We start from the raw sequence: 13,373 nt of genomic DNA on the forward strand, positions 1-13,373 counted from the left end.
ACCCCCGTCCTTCCTCCTCGGAAGGGCGGGGGTTCGCTGCGGCCTCCGGGATCGGGGGTGCGGTCAGGCGCGGACGCCGATGACGGTCTTGCCGCGGGCACCGCCCCGCTCGACCTTCTGCAGGGCCTCGGAGGCCTCGTCGAGCGGGAAGACCGTCTCGACGATCGGCCGGAGCCGCCCGGACTCCACCAGGCCGGCGAGGTGGGCCAGCTGCTCGCCGTGCGGGCGCATGAAGAAGCTGCGGGCCCGGACGTTCCACTGGGCCTGCCTCGCCTCGGCGTCCGCGATGGGGACGATCGAGACCAGCGTGCCGCCGGGCCTCAGCACGCCGAAGGACCGCTCCTGGGTCTCGCCTCCGATGGTGTCGAGGACGACGTCGACGTCGGAGACGACCTCGTCGAACTTCTCCGCCCGGTAGTCGATCACCCGGTCGGCACCGAGCTCGCGGGCCAGTGCCACGCTGTCGCCGCCGGCGGTGGCCACGACCTCGGCACCGAGCTGCTTGGCGATCTGGACGGCGGCGGAGCCCACGCCGCCGGCGGCGCCGTGGATGAGCACGCGCATCCCGGCCCGTACGTCGGCCTGCTCGGTCAGTGCCTGGAGGGCGGTGAGCGCGACCAGGGGCAGCGAGGCCGCCTCCTCGAACGTCAGGCCGGACGGCTTGGCGGCGACCAGCGACTGGTCCACGGCGACGTACTCGGCGAAGGCGCCGCCCACGCGGGGGTCGACGCGGGAGAAGACCTCGTCGCCCACCGCGAAGCGGGTGACCTCGCCGCCGACCCCGGTCACCACACCGGCGAGCTCGTTGCCGATGACCAGCGGTCCGGTCGGCTCCCCGGCGCTCAGGAAGCCCTTGACGATCAGGTGGTCCACCGGGTTGACCCCGGCCGCCCGGACCTCGATGAGCACGTCGTGCGGGCCGACGGCGGGGACGGGTACGTCGGTGACGCGCACGACGTCGCGGACCTGGCCGTACTGGTCGATGACTGCTGCCTTCATGGGAATCTCCTCGATCAAGTCTGCGGGGGTGGGGCTGGAGGGGGATCGGGCGGGGGATCAGGCGGTGGTGGCGGGGCTGCGTTCGGCCGCGGCCCGCTCCAGGGCGCCGAGCAGGACCTCGGGGCTCTGGGCGCCCTGGAGCACGAACGTGCCGTCGATCACGAAGGTGGGGACCGCCGTGACGCCGAGTGCGGCGGCTTCGGCGAGCTCGGCGCGGACTTCGCCGGCCCCCTCGGGCGAGGCGAGGAAGGCCAGCGCGGCGGCGCGGTCGAGGCCGGCCGCCTCGGCGAGCCCCGCGAGGGCCTCGCGGTCGCCGAGGTTCCCGCCGTCGGTGAAGTAGTGCGCCAGCAGGCGTTCCTTCACCTCGGCCTGGCGTCCGTGCCGCCGGGCGAACCAGAGCAGGCGGTGCGCCTGGAACGTGTTGGTGGCCAGCGCGTCGTCCATCCGGAACGTGATGCCCTCGGCGGCCGCGGCAGCGGTCAGCGGGCCGAAGACGGCCGCGGCGGGGCGGCCGAACTTGCGCTCGTAGACCTGTGCGGACGGCTCCGTCGTCTCGGGCGCCGCGGGGTTGAGCTGGAACGGGCGGTAGACGACCTCGACGCCCGCCGCCTCCGGGAAGGCGGCCAGGGCCTTCTCGAAGCGGCGCTTGCCGATGTAGCACCACGGACACACCAGGTCCGAATAGATCTCGACCTTCACGACGCTCGCTCCTGACGGGTCCGGCTCACGGGTGGGTCCGGTTTCGCTTCGGGAGTTCCGGACCGCTCGTTCCATAACGTAGCCGATTCTGGAACGAGCGGTCAAATACGTGCTGCCCCGGCCGCAGACCTTCGCTACCGTGGGGTGCATGGCGAGACCACGCACGTTCGACGAAGAAGCGGTCCTGGACCGGGCGATGATCCTGTTCTGGCGCAAGGGCTACGAGGCGACCGCGATGAGCGACCTCGTGGAGGAGCTGGGGCTGGGCCGCGGGTCGATCTACGCGGCGTTCGGGGACAAGCACCAGCTGTTCATCCGGGCCCTCGGCCGCTACCTGGACCACCAGACCCGGCTGCTCGGCACCGCCCTCGACGACAAGGGGCCGGCGCTGCCCCAGCTGCGGGACGTGCTGGGCCGGCTGCTCGCCGCCGACGCGGCCTCCGGCAGCGCGGGCTGCTTCAGCGTCAACAGCATCGCCGAGCTGCTGCCGCACGACGAGGAGGTCGCCCAGCTGGCCCGGCGGAACCTCCGGTACGCCGAGGAGGCGTTCACCGCACAGCTGGAGCGGGCCGCGCGGGACGGGGAGCTCGCTCCGGCCGTCACCCCGCGGCACGGCGCGCGGCTGCTGCTCAATCTGGTGCAGGGCCTGCAGATCATGCGCAAGGTCGACCCGGACCCGGCCCGCGCCGCGGAATGCCTCGACTCCGCCTTCGCCCTCCTGCGGCGCCCGCTCGACACCGTCGGGGCACCGGGCAGCGGTCCGGTCGTGGCCGCGACCGCGACCGCGTCATGATCCTGGCCCGGGAGAGCCGGCCCGCCACCGCCTGAGCCGCAGAGGCGGTGCCCGCACGGCCTGGTCAGCCGGCCTTCGGCGTACGCGAGGAGGCCCTGGGCCTGCCGCTCCTCAGCGCGGTGTGCACGAGCCAGCCGGCCGCGGCGCCGATCGAGTACCAGAGCATGTCGGGCGGGTTGAAGGTCGAACCGAGCACGAGGCGGGCGACCGTGCTGTGCCGGGAAAGCTCCGCCGGCACCTGCGTCAGCTGGAGGAACTCGACCAGGCAGCTGACGGCCAGTGCGCTTCCGGCCGCCCTCAGGGGCGTGATCCGCGGAGCCGCCGACACGACCAGGGCGAGCAGCAGGACGGTGTACAGCGCGTCGCCGCCGTACTTGGCCACGCTCCCGGTGGCCAAGGCCCTGAGCCCCAGCCCCAGTCCGACGGTGACCACCGCTGCGCCCACGGCCGCCAGACGGGTCCGTACTGCATCGGCATCGGCATCGGCACGGTCACGGGTTCCGGGCAGGAGGGTCACGGGGTCATACGATAGTCATGACCGGGCACCTCGCAGAACCGTCCCCCGGGGCGGAGGTCCTTTCGACGAACGGGAGAACTCGCCGTGACGGGCCTCGAATTCCTCGCCTCCTTCATCAGGACCGGGCGCCTGCACCACGGCATCGGCATCGGATCCACCCTCGGCGAGGTCGACCGGGCCCTGCGGCACGGCTGTGTCGACGTCGTCGGCACCGGCGGCCGCTCCCTGCGCCGCGACTACGGCTTCGTCGAGCTCTACTTCAATCCGGGGGAGGAGTGGGTGATGTCCGGCGGGTCGATCGAGCTGCACCGTCTCGCGAACGCCCCCGAGACCGCAGCTCCCTGGGCCGCGAGTACGGGCGTCGAGTTCGCCCGCTACACGGCGTGGGCGGACGTGCGGGAGGCACTCTCGCAGCTCCCTCCCGTCCCGGAGTTCACCCGCACCGACCAGGGTGGCTTCCTCGAGTACCGCGCGGAGACGTCCTGCGTGTCCGTCATGGTCGTGGACGACGGGGAAGAGGAAAGGGGCTACCACGCAGGGCACGGGGACGTGTGGAGCGTCGCCCTCTGGGCGTCCGTTCGGGCGGTCTGATCCCCGGTCGGGGAACCGGGGCCGTCCCCTGCGGCCGGTCGCTCAGTCGAACTCGAACGTGGCGACGACCGGGGCGTGATCGGACTCCGGGAACTTGTCGTCCGTGGCGAAGGCGAGGGAGTCGTCGTGGAGGACTTCGTTGTGGATCTCCGAGCCGCGGTAGTGGGCGAGGAGGTTGCGGGTGACGAGCATGTGGTCGAGCATCTGGCCCCGGCCGTGGTGGAAGAGGGTGTAGCGGGCGTCACCCGGGACGGTGCGTTCGATCGGGACGAGGACTTTCGGGGCGAGGTCGCCGTTGTTGGTGTCTTCGACATTGCCGCAGATCGCCAGGACCGGAACCTCCTCCGGCTCGGCGTTGAAGTCGCCGGTGACGATGATCCGCGCGTCGGGGTCGTCCTTGAGGATCTGGTCGACCAGGCGCCGCACTTCCAGGGCCTGGCTCATGCGCTTCATGGACGACAGGAAGCTGCCCTCGGCCCAGGCGTCGGCGCTGCGCCAGTTGCCCCGCTTGGGGTCGATCACCTGGCCGGGGATCTCGCTGGGGATCTTCGACTTCAGGTGCACGGTGATGACGTGCAGCAGGTTGCCGGGTGCGGCGTGGTCGATGTCGATCTGGGCGTGCAGGATGGGGCGTTCGACCCCGATGGGAATCGGCTGCGGGTCGGGGGGATTCGCGGTGAGCCGCTGGTAGTGGGGCTCGGCGACGAGGACGTTCTTCAGCTGCTCGTGCTTGATGACCGGCAGGTGGGTGGCGATGACCAGGTTGCGGAAATCGAAGACGGCGTCGTCTTCGGGTTTCGTGCTCACCAGCACGGCCCCGTCGAGGTTCGTCCCGGTGAGCAGGGCCTCGAGGGCCAGCAGTGCACGCGGTTGGCCGGGGCGCTCTTGACCGTGCACTTCCTGGAAGCAGGCGATGTCGGCGCGCAGTCGCTTGATCTGCGGCTTCATCAGCGCGATGCGTTCGGTCAGGGTCGGGCGCGTGTTGGGCGCGGTCTCGTCGAAGTTTTCGAGGTTGAACGTGGAAATCCGGATCTGTGTCATGGGTGCTCCCAGGACGTGTGGATCAAGCGGTTCGGGTGTGCCCGGCGGCCCCCCGGCGGGCCGGAGAGCGGTACGTCGTCGGCTAGGCGGCAGCGGTCAGGCAGAACTCCACGAGACCGGCGTCGACATCGAGGACGATCTTCTTCATCTCCGACCACGGAGGCTGGAAGGCCATTCCCCACTCGACCGTGAAGGCGAGGATCTTGTCCTCCTCCCGGCCCGAGAGGATGTGGCGGGCGTACGCGTAGTCGTCGCTGGTCCCGCACGTCGGGTACAGGTCGAACGCAGACTGGGGGGTGTATTCGACACCGCGTACGCCCTTCAGGGCCTCGCAGAACCGTTCGGCGAGGACCGCGGAGCCGTCGGCGTCGCCCTCCTCGATGAACTCGGCGTAGAGCAGGCCGTCCTTCAGCCCGCGCTTGCCGTCGAAGAGGGGGTTGCGGAAGTTCTTGGCCGGGTCGGCGGACTGGTTCTGGTCGTCGCCCCACACGAACAGCATCTTCTGGGTGTAGCTGTGCACGTCGACGAACCAGTGGGTGCGGACGAACCGGTCCAGCAGCCGGCGGACGTTGCGGGTCTCCACCTCCGAGAAGGGTTCGGGGCCCTGGTAGACCTGGTTGGGGTCCGCCGGGTCGTCCGAGACGTGGACCGGGGCCAGTGGGTGGAAGGCGGTCCGGAAGTCGAAGAGGTGGTCGAAGTTGCGGTTGAGGTCGACGCCGACCGCGTCCGGATCGCCGCCGGACCGTGCCGGATTGCGGTTGCGCCGCCACATGGGGTCGACGGTCTGGCTGTAGTGCCGGCCGTCCGGGTTGGCGAGGGGGAAGACGACGACGTCGAGTTCCTCCAGGATCGTGCGCACCTGGGCGGAGGTGAAGCTCGTCCCTCCGTACGCGAGTCCCGTACCGCCGGCGTGTGCGTGCAGCAGGTCGGCGGCGAGGTTGACCAGGATCTCGCAGCTGCCCCACTCGCGGGCGTGTACGCCTCCGACCAGGACGACGGCGGGTTTCGGCTGCTGGTGGTGCGTGCCGATGCGCAGGGCGTGGCAGGTCCGGCCCTCGAAGGTCGGCTCGGGCAGCTCGATGAGGTCTGCGGTCGGGAACGCGGCGGCCAGGCCGGCCACGCCGGATTCGACCTCGGTGATGTTCAGGTATGGCATGGCGACCCTCCTAGACGTCCCGCACCTTGAGTGCGAGTCCCTGCGGAACCGCGTCCTCGGGGGCGAACCGGTCGCCTTCGCCCACCTCGGCCTGGCGGGCCCGTCCGGTGGCGGTGGCGTCCTCGACGGTCTCGACCGACACGCCCTCACGGGCCAGGGCTTCGCCCTGTCCGGGGGACACGTAGGCGTCGAAGGTCAGGCTGCCGTCGGCGTTCTGGCGGATGCGGCCGCCGATGTCGGGACGGTGGTCGCGCAGCAGGGCGCGCAGGGTGTCTGCGTCCGCGGCCGTGACACGGACGCGCAGGACGGTGTACTCACTGGACATGACGGGCCCCTCTCGGGCGCCGTCGGGCCTCGGACCGGCCGTGCCGGCCCGGCCGCGGGACGGCGCGTTCACGACAGGCGGACGAGCGGAGGAGGACGCATTCCGGATGTGCTGTGTATGCATACGTCCGATGTGTACCTCGTATCCTCAGCGTGCGCCTCCGCCGTAGAACGCGTCAAGTGGCGGCTCGGGCATCCCGCTCAGGAGGCTGTCGAGGCCGGCGATCAGCTCCTGCTCGTCGTCGTACTCGGCGAGCTGCGGGACCAGCGCGCGCAGGCGGGGGTACTCCGCTGCGGACAGTCGGTGCAGTCCGAGGCGCAGCAGTAGGTCCGGCTCCTCGGGATCGTCCACCACCTGTCGTTTGTCGACCAGCAGGCGGCCGAGGTTCCAGGCCACGAAGGCGCGGTAGACCGTGAGCGCGGTGGCGTCGTCGAACCCCGCCCGCGCGAGTACGGCCAGGATGTGCTCGGTCAGTTCGAGGGCCGGGGCCGGCCTCCGGGCCACCGGCACGGTGAGCGGGCGGGTCGCCACGACGGGCAGGAGCTCGCGGTGGGCGTGCACGGTCGCCGCGAAGGCGCGGGCGATCCGGCGCAGCTCGGCGTGCCAGGCGGGAACGCCGGAGGAGTCGCGGGAAGCTGCGGAGGACGGGGCGGTGCGGGTGTCGGCCGTGGTCCGCAGACGTTCGTTGACCTCGGTGAAGAAGGCCTCGACCAGACCGTCGAGCAGGGCTTCCTTGCCGGCGGTGTACCGGTAGATCGCCATGGGCTCGACGTGCAGGTCGGTGGCCAGCCGGCGCATCGTCAGCGCCGCGAGCCCCTCCCGGTCCACGAGGGCGACGGCCGCGGCGAGCACCCGCGGGCGGTTCAGCCGCGCGCGCTTCTCCGGGGTGTCCGGCTCGTCCATGTCCCGACCTGTCGACGGATGCGGCCCCTGCGGGCGTACGGATACTTAGTAAAGTAATCCATTATTGCACCAACCGGCACATACCTCCTGATGGCGAACATCCCGGGGGATCCGGGCGGGCCGTTTGTCGTCGCCACGGCTCAGTACGCGCCCAGTGTCGGGGACGCGGCCGGCTCGTGCCGGACGAGGCCGCACTCGGTGCAGGCCGGCCTGCCGACCGGGACACGGGTCGTATCCGTCGCCGCCCCGGCCGCGCCCCAGTGACCGGGCTGCGTCGCTTCCACGTGGCGGGACAGGACGTCCTTGAAGCGTTCCGCGCGTTCCAGCTCCCTGCTGTCCGTGTAGTGCATGCCCCCCACCCCTGATGACGTCCAAGCGGTGATGGCGGTACCCAATACGGCGCAGGCGAGCACGATCCACATGAGGGCGTTCGGCACGGCGGTTCCTTTCCCAGGATGAGGTGGGGGTCTGTGGCCGGGCCTCCGGCGACACCTCGACATAACGCAGCGGCATATGACGAGTTGCGTAGCGTCAGCCGATTGCAGTCATCCGAAGCGCTTCGCCGGACAGGGGCGCGCGCCGGAGCGTGAGCGCCGCACGACCCGCCGAATGCGCGTTGTCGGCAGACCCGGGGGTCGTCCACACACATCACGTCGAGTAACCCGAGGGTGCACTCCGTCGCGCGGGCGCCACCGGCCGTCCGGGGGCGGAACCGCAGCTCGCGCCGTGTGGGGTGGCGGACCCGGTGTGTTCTGCGCGTGTGCAGAACCGATAAAAGACACCGGTCAACCCGTGCCCCGATCCGCCACCCTCACCTGCATGGAGCACACCCTCCCCGGCGCCCGAAGCGTTGGGTGGACTATGACAACAGCAAACAACTCGGCAATGTTTTCACAGAGCGTGAAGGGCGAAGGCGGCAGCGCCCGCTCCCGGGGCCCGCGGTTGGGGAACTGGACCTACACGCCGGCCTCGACGCCGTGGGCGGTCGACGACATCGGGGTGCTGTGCCACGAGGGGCAGGACATCGACCTGCACTACTCGTCCACGGTCTTCGAGGATTTCCTCGACGCGATGAGCGCGATCGAGTGTGACTTCACCCGGCGGTTCCACGGAACGGCTCCGGCCGAGCCGTCCGCCGACGAGCGATCCGGGCGGAACTCCCGTGTATGAGTACGGCCATCACGACGTCAGCGGTTTCCCGATGCAACCGGACGTCGCCGGATTCTGGGCGGGGCACGTGCCGGGGCCGGCAGCGGACCCCGGGCAGCAGGCGGCCCAGGACGGGACGCCACTGCTCGGTCAGCCACTGCTCGGACAACAGCTGTTCGGGCAACACGAGGCGAACGGCGCATGGGACCCGGCTGAGGAACTCGCCCAGCTGCTCCAGGAAGCCGGAACCCCTGCCCAGGCGGATCCGTTCGACTGGATCGCGGAGGACGGCGGCAACACGGTCCACGTCACGGGTGGTGCCGCGGGCCTGCACCGCAACACCCACGCGGCGTCGCGTGCCCAGACCCCCACCGGACACCGCCGGGTTCCACCGAAAGAGACGATGCTCACCCTCTTCCGGACGGGAAGCCTCTTCTCCGCGCTGCTGGTCGCGCTCATCGCCGCCGTGGTGAGCCTCTTCAGTGGTCTGGCCGTGGCCGACGCCCTGCGCCACAGCGCCGGGCCGCACACCACGCACGACGTCGTCAGCTGGTGGCCCCTGTTGATCTACGGGCCCTGGGTGGTCGCCTCCCTGTCCATCCTCCGGGCCGCCCTACATCAACGCCGGGCCGTCCATTCCTGGTCCATCGTTCTCCTGTTCTCCACGCTCGCCACCCTCCTGTGCGTGGCCCAGGCGCCCAGAACGCTCGCCGCGCAGGCGGCGGCCACCCTCCCACCCGTCGCGGCCCTGGCCTGCTTCCAGCAACTCGTCCGCCAGATCACGCTCACCCGGCCACCCCGCCACCCCGTCCCGCGCCACCGCAACCGGAACACCTCCCCGCTGCGGCCCACGCCCGCACCGGGCACCCCGGCCACACCCGTTCCCAACTACCTCATGCCGGACCACAAGTCCGGCGGGCACTCCGCTCCCGGCTACAGAATCCGCTACGGGGCATAAGAGGGCCCGGCGCAGCGCGGCGCCGCAGGAACGCGGCGCCCGGCAGTCCAACGCCTTCGACGTGTCGGACAACTCGCTCCCCTCCCCGGTTCCCGCGAGCGTGATCACTTTCATCTCAGGAACGAAGATCCAAACCGATAGGTCACGGGCGGTGCACGGTCTCAGCCCTACGGGTCTGCCGCACGGACGGCCGACACCAGCGCGAACGAGGACCGAACCGCGCTCAACCGGTACGAAACCGCCCGAACTCCGAGAGGACACACCATGCTTCACGACCTCGCCCGCGCCGAGCGCATCCGGTACGAGCGGCTCCAGGACGCCGCGTACGAGGCCGGTGAGGAGGCCGTCGTCAAACTCCAGGCCGCACTGGCCCTCGCCGGACTGGTCCTTCCCTCACTCGGCAACGACGGGCCGGTGGGCTGCCGTGGTCTGGTCCGGCTCGGCGGCTGTAGCACCGACGTCGCCAACCGCCTCGCCGAGATCGTCGCGGCCGGCGCCCGCGCCCTGCGCAACGGATAGCCCGCCGGCCGGTCTCCCTCGCCACGAGTGGCCCACCCGCGGAGGTACGCGCATGCATGAGTGGCAGTCTTCCCCCCAGGATCCGAAGGTGCCCAGAACGACGTTCGATCCCTACCGGTTTCCCGGCATACGGGGCTGGGGGGACACCGGGCAGCCGGACTCCGGTTGCCCGCAAGCCCCTCCGCCCGACGGCGACCGCCCTCCGGAGGAACCGACTCCGGACCGCCCGACCCGTGAGGGCCTGACGCCCGAGGACCGCCGACGGCTCGAGCTCCAGGCCTGCCTCACCGCGGCGGGAGTTCCGCCGCACGCCGGTGACCTGCGCGCCATCGAAGTGCTCTCCATGATCGACGACGTCACGAACGCGGCCGTCCGGCGCTGGATCCGCGGCACCCGCTGACCGGGGCCCGGCACGCGCCGCGCAGCACAGCCGGACGTACAACGCCACCGTCACCGTGCCGTGTTAGTCCGAACAGGTGGTGCTCCGCGTGCGAATGCGGCGGCCGCCGGGCCGGGTATGCAAAATGCGTTTTGCCGAAGTCGGCCGTGGGACTCGGGGGGCCTGCGAGAGGTCCTTGAGGTGGAGGTGCACCGCCGGTGACGGCGAACGGAAGTCCCACGGTCAGAAGGCGCCGCCTCGGCGCGGAGCTCCGCAGCCTCCGCCGGGCAGCGGGAATGACCTCCGTGCAGGTGGCGAAGCACCTGCTCGTGTCGCAACCCAAGATCAGTCTCATCGAGACGGGCCGGCGCCCGATCAATCCGCGTGACGTGCGCGATCTGTGCCGGCTCTACGGGGTCAGCGAGCCGGGGGTCGTCGATTCTCTGATGCGGATGGCGAAGGAGTCGGCCCGGCAGGGCTGGTGGGTCGCCTGCGGGGACGTCCCCTACGGCGTGTACATCGGGCTGGAGACGGAGGCCGCCGCCATCCACTCGTACGAGCCGCTGGTGGTCCCCGGCCTGCTGCAGACCCGGGCCTACGCGGCCGCGATCATCGCGGAAACGATCCCCTGTCCGCCGGTGGAACAGGCCGCGGTCCGTCTCGACGTGCGGCTGAGGCGTCAGCACCGGGCACACCACCCGGCCCGCCCCCTGCGCTTATGGACGATCCTGGACGAGTCCGTACTGCACCGCATCATCGGCGACCGGGAGGTGATGCGTGAGCAGCTGGAGCACCTGAACGCCCTCGCCGCCCAGCCGCACATCACCGTGCAGGTCCTTCCGCACAGCGCCGGGGCCCACCCGGGGGTCACGGGACAGTTCTCCACGCTGACGTTCCCCGACGCCGACGCGGGGGTCGTCTACCTGGAACGTTTCACCGGAGACCTCTACGTGGAGAAGCATGCCGACCGTCGCATGTACCACATCATGTACGACCACCTTCAGGCGCAAGCCCTGAACCCGTGCGACTCCCGGCACTTCATCGAAGACATGATCAAGACGTACACCCGGCCCGCTCCGCTCGCCCGTGTCAGGCCGTCCGGGGAGCGAGCGGCCGCGGCTGCCGGGGCGGGAGTCTGAGCGGGGTCGCGACCGCCGTGCAGAAGTCGGCCAGCCCCGCCGCGAGGGCGGCGCGGGAGGCCGGCGACATCGTGGCCATCGCGTTGGCCAGGGCCTCCTGCCGGCATGCGCGCAGCCGTTCGAGGTACGTCCGTCCGGCGGGCGTCAGGTGGAGCAGCACCTCGCGCCGGTCGTCGGACCCCGGGTGCCGTTCGAGGAAACCCACGGCCTGCAGGCGGTCGCAGAGCCGGGTGACCGAGGGCGGGGCCGCCTCCAGCAGCCTGCCCAGGTCCCGCAGGTTCATCTCGCCGTTGGCGTCGACCAGGAACAGCACCCTCGCCTGGGCGGAGGAGACGGGAGGGCCGCTGACCGTGTCGCGGCCCCGCTCCCAGACCACCTCCAACAGCTCGATCAGCTCGCTCATTTCCGCCACCGCCGACATGACGGGCCGGGGGAAGCCGCTCGGCGGCTGACTCATGTGACACTCCCTACCGGGCGTACGAGCCGCCTTTCCCGGCTAACCGGCGGCTTCGTGGTCCTCCCATTTTGACAGTTGTGAGAGAGGCGGGTACCGAACCGGTGGCTGGTGGCGACGGAGTGGAGCGCACCCTGCGGGAGGCGGCCCCGCACGAGCTGTTCGAGAAGGTCCGCGACCTCCTGATCCGTGACCACGGGGCACGCGGCGCCGAGCTGCTGATGGCGGACTACGCCTCGGCCCGGCTCCAGCCCGTCACGGACCGGCCCTTCACCGCCGAGTCCGTGTCGGCGTACAACGGCCCCGAGGGCCGGGCCTTCGGTTCCCAGGAGCCGTACGTCGTCGCGCGGGAGGGCGGGGTCACCGTCCACCTCCCGGTGAGCGTGCGCGGCGACCGGCTGGGGGTGCTGAGCGTCGGCTTCGCGGCGGGCGCGTACGCCCCCGACGCCCTCGCCCCCCTGCGGGACGTGGCGGACGCGCTGGCCCACGAGATCCTCGTCGCCGACCGCGACACCGACTTCTTCCTCCAGGCGCGCCGGGCCAAGCGGCTCACCCTGGCCGCCGAGATGCAGTGGCAGCTGCTGCCGGGACGCTCCTGCTCCCGGCCCGAGTACGACCTCGGGGCCCAGCTGGAGCCCGCGTACGCCATCTACGGCGACAGCTTCGACTGGTCGGCCTCCGCCGACCACCTGACGCTGACCGTCAACAACGGCATGGGGGAGGGCATCGACGCGGCCCTGCTGACCAGCCTCGCCGTCAGCGCCCTGCGCAACGCCCGGCGGGCCGGCCTCGGCCTCGTCGACCAGGCGTCGCTCGCGGACCAGGCCGTGTACGGGCAGTACCAGGGGCGGCTGCACCTGCCGATGCTGCTGCTGCGCTTCGACCTGGACACCGGCGAGGCCGAAGTCATCGACGCCGGGTCACCCCGCCTGTGGCGCCTGCGCGCAGGAGCGGTGGAACAGGTCGGACTCGAAGCCCAGCTGCCGCTCGGCATGTTCGAGGACACCGTCTACACCTGCCAGCGCTTCCGCGTGCTGCCCGGGGACCGGCTGTTCTTCCTGAGCGACGGCGTCTACGACGTCCTGTCCCCGGCCGGGGAGCCCTACAGCCTGTACGCACTGAGCCGGGCCGTCATGAACACCCGGCTGGTCCCGCCCTCGCAGGTGCCCCGGGCCTTCCTGGAGGAGCTGGCCGGACACCGGGGCGGGATCGAGGCCGCCGACGACGCCATGGTCGTCTGCCTCGACTGGCACGGCCGGCCGGATGCGGAGCCGGTCGAGCCGTAGAGCGGCCCGGCCGCCGCGGTGGCACAGTGGTGGCATGCCCCGTCCCGGACCGACCGGTGCGCACGAGGACCCGGCCGAAGTGCTCGGCGCCGCAGCGGAAGTCCTCGCGGTGCTGCACGCCCGGGGCCAGGACGGCACGGCACCGGCCGTCTCCCCGTCGCAGCTGCGGGCGCTGCTGGCCGTCGAGCGGGCCGAGGGCATCAACCTGCGGACCCTGGGCGCCGCGCTCGGCTCCCGCCCGCCGTCGGTCACCCGGCTGTGCGACCGGCTGGAGGCCATGGGCCTGCTGACCCGCTCACCGCACCCGAGCAGCCGGCGCGAGGTGGAGCTGCGGATCACGCCCCGGGGGCGGGCCCTGCTGGACGAACAGCGGGCCGTCCGGGCACACGCGTTGACGGCGGTGCTCGCCCGGATGACACCGGAGGCCGTCGACGCACTGGTAACGGGCCTGGCGGCGTTCCGGGA

Annotated in this window: 18 protein-coding genes; 9 read left to right on the forward strand and 9 right to left on the reverse strand. The window is 71.3% G+C overall.

Annotation, left to right across the window (positions count from 1 at the left end):
* Positions 1–63: 63 nt before the first annotated feature.
* Both ACFXA3_RS17255 and ACFXA3_RS17260 read right to left on the reverse strand, forming a co-directional pair.
* Positions 64–999 carry an NADP-dependent oxidoreductase gene (locus tag ACFXA3_RS17255; RefSeq protein ID WP_385187589.1) on the reverse strand — a complete coding sequence of 312 codons (936 nt, stop codon included), beginning with the start codon at positions 997–999 and terminating at the stop codon, positions 64–66.
* A 57-nt stretch (positions 1,000–1,056) separates the two neighbouring features.
* Positions 1,057–1,698: a DsbA family oxidoreductase gene (locus ACFXA3_RS17260; protein WP_385187591.1), complete on the reverse strand. Its 642-nt coding sequence runs from the start codon at positions 1,696–1,698 to the stop codon at positions 1,057–1,059.
* Positions 1,699–1,846: 148 nt separating this feature from the next.
* On the opposite strand from ACFXA3_RS17260, the gene ACFXA3_RS17265 reads away from it, so the two are divergent.
* Positions 1,847–2,491, forward strand: a complete 645-nt coding sequence (locus ACFXA3_RS17265; RefSeq protein WP_385187593.1) for a TetR/AcrR family transcriptional regulator — start codon at positions 1,847–1,849, stop codon at positions 2,489–2,491.
* Positions 2,492–2,555: 64 nt separating this feature from the next.
* Here the strand turns inward: ACFXA3_RS17265 and ACFXA3_RS17270 are convergent, their stop codons facing one another.
* Complete coding sequence (locus ACFXA3_RS17270; RefSeq protein ID WP_385187595.1) at positions 2,556–3,008, reverse strand: DUF2809 domain-containing protein; 453 nt, start codon at positions 3,006–3,008, stop codon at positions 2,556–2,558.
* 84 nt (positions 3,009–3,092) lie between these two features.
* Between ACFXA3_RS17270 and ACFXA3_RS17275 the strand changes: the two genes are divergently transcribed.
* Positions 3,093–3,599: a hypothetical protein gene (locus ACFXA3_RS17275; protein WP_385187596.1), complete on the forward strand. Its 507-nt coding sequence runs from the start codon at positions 3,093–3,095 to the stop codon at positions 3,597–3,599.
* A 42-nt stretch (positions 3,600–3,641) separates the two neighbouring features.
* On the opposite strand, the gene ACFXA3_RS17280 is transcribed toward ACFXA3_RS17275, so the two are convergent.
* The 5 genes from ACFXA3_RS17280 to ACFXA3_RS17300 form a co-directional block, all read right to left on the reverse strand.
* Entirely contained in the window at positions 3,642–4,640 is a 999-nt protein-coding gene (locus tag ACFXA3_RS17280; RefSeq protein ID WP_385187598.1) for an endonuclease/exonuclease/phosphatase family protein, read from the reverse strand.
* A gap of 82 nt (positions 4,641–4,722) precedes the next feature.
* Positions 4,723–5,796 carry a M14 family metallopeptidase gene (locus ACFXA3_RS17285; RefSeq protein ID WP_385187600.1) on the reverse strand — a complete coding sequence of 358 codons (1,074 nt, stop codon included), beginning with the start codon at positions 5,794–5,796 and terminating at the stop codon, positions 4,723–4,725.
* A gap of 10 nt (positions 5,797–5,806) precedes the next feature.
* Positions 5,807–6,121: a hypothetical protein gene (locus tag ACFXA3_RS17290; protein WP_385187601.1), complete on the reverse strand. Its 315-nt coding sequence runs from the start codon at positions 6,119–6,121 to the stop codon at positions 5,807–5,809.
* A gap of 147 nt (positions 6,122–6,268) precedes the next feature.
* Positions 6,269–7,024 (reverse strand): TetR/AcrR family transcriptional regulator C-terminal domain-containing protein, encoded by a 756-nt coding sequence (locus ACFXA3_RS17295; protein WP_385187603.1) that lies wholly within the window; start codon positions 7,022–7,024, stop codon positions 6,269–6,271.
* 140 nt (positions 7,025–7,164) lie between these two features.
* On the reverse strand, positions 7,165–7,461 hold the full coding sequence (locus ACFXA3_RS17300; protein ID WP_385187604.1) for a hypothetical protein: 297 nt from the start codon (positions 7,459–7,461) through the stop codon (positions 7,165–7,167).
* A 448-nt stretch (positions 7,462–7,909) separates the two neighbouring features.
* On the opposite strand from ACFXA3_RS17300, the gene ACFXA3_RS17305 reads away from it, so the two are divergent.
* The 5 genes from ACFXA3_RS17305 to ACFXA3_RS17325 all read left to right on the forward strand — a co-directional run bounded on the left by ACFXA3_RS17305 (position 7,910) and on the right by ACFXA3_RS17325 (position 11,168).
* Positions 7,910–8,194 carry a hypothetical protein gene (locus ACFXA3_RS17305; protein ID WP_385187606.1) on the forward strand — a complete coding sequence of 95 codons (285 nt, stop codon included), beginning with the start codon at positions 7,910–7,912 and terminating at the stop codon, positions 8,192–8,194.
* Complete coding sequence (locus ACFXA3_RS17310) at positions 8,187–9,131, forward strand: DUF2637 domain-containing protein (protein WP_385187608.1); 945 nt, start codon at positions 8,187–8,189, stop codon at positions 9,129–9,131. Before ACFXA3_RS17305 ends, ACFXA3_RS17310 begins: the two co-directional genes overlap by 8 nt.
* Before the next feature lie 264 nt (positions 9,132–9,395).
* On the forward strand, positions 9,396–9,650 hold the full coding sequence (locus ACFXA3_RS17315) for a hypothetical protein (RefSeq protein ID WP_385187610.1): 255 nt from the start codon (positions 9,396–9,398) through the stop codon (positions 9,648–9,650).
* Positions 9,651–9,738: 88 nt separating this feature from the next.
* Positions 9,739–10,050 carry a hypothetical protein gene (locus ACFXA3_RS17320; RefSeq protein WP_385187612.1) on the forward strand — a complete coding sequence of 104 codons (312 nt, stop codon included), beginning with the start codon at positions 9,739–9,741 and terminating at the stop codon, positions 10,048–10,050.
* 197 nt (positions 10,051–10,247) lie between these two features.
* A complete protein-coding gene (locus ACFXA3_RS17325; protein WP_385187613.1) occupies positions 10,248–11,168 on the forward strand; it encodes a helix-turn-helix domain-containing protein in 921 nt (306 codons plus the stop codon).
* Here the strand turns inward: ACFXA3_RS17325 and ACFXA3_RS17330 are convergent.
* The gene (locus ACFXA3_RS17330; RefSeq protein WP_385187615.1) at positions 11,119–11,625 is read right to left on the reverse strand and encodes a MarR family winged helix-turn-helix transcriptional regulator; all 507 of its coding nucleotides are present in this window, start codon (positions 11,623–11,625) and stop codon (positions 11,119–11,121) included. The genes ACFXA3_RS17325 and ACFXA3_RS17330 overlap by 50 nt on opposite strands.
* Positions 11,626–11,726: 101 nt before the next feature.
* Here ACFXA3_RS17330 and ACFXA3_RS17335 point away from each other — a divergent pair, with 101 nt between their 5' ends.
* Together ACFXA3_RS17335 and ACFXA3_RS17340 are read left to right on the forward strand one after the other, a co-directional pair.
* Positions 11,727–12,908 carry a PP2C family protein-serine/threonine phosphatase gene (locus ACFXA3_RS17335; protein WP_385187617.1) on the forward strand — a complete coding sequence of 394 codons (1,182 nt, stop codon included), beginning with the start codon at positions 11,727–11,729 and terminating at the stop codon, positions 12,906–12,908.
* A gap of 34 nt (positions 12,909–12,942) precedes the next feature.
* Positions 12,943–13,373, forward strand: a 431-nt coding sequence (locus ACFXA3_RS17340) for a MarR family transcriptional regulator (protein ID WP_385187619.1), incomplete at its 3' end; no start/stop codon positions are given.

The organism is Streptomyces sp. NPDC059456 (assembly GCF_042750055.1).
Classification (GTDB): Bacteria; Actinomycetota; Actinomycetes; order Streptomycetales; family Streptomycetaceae; genus Streptomyces.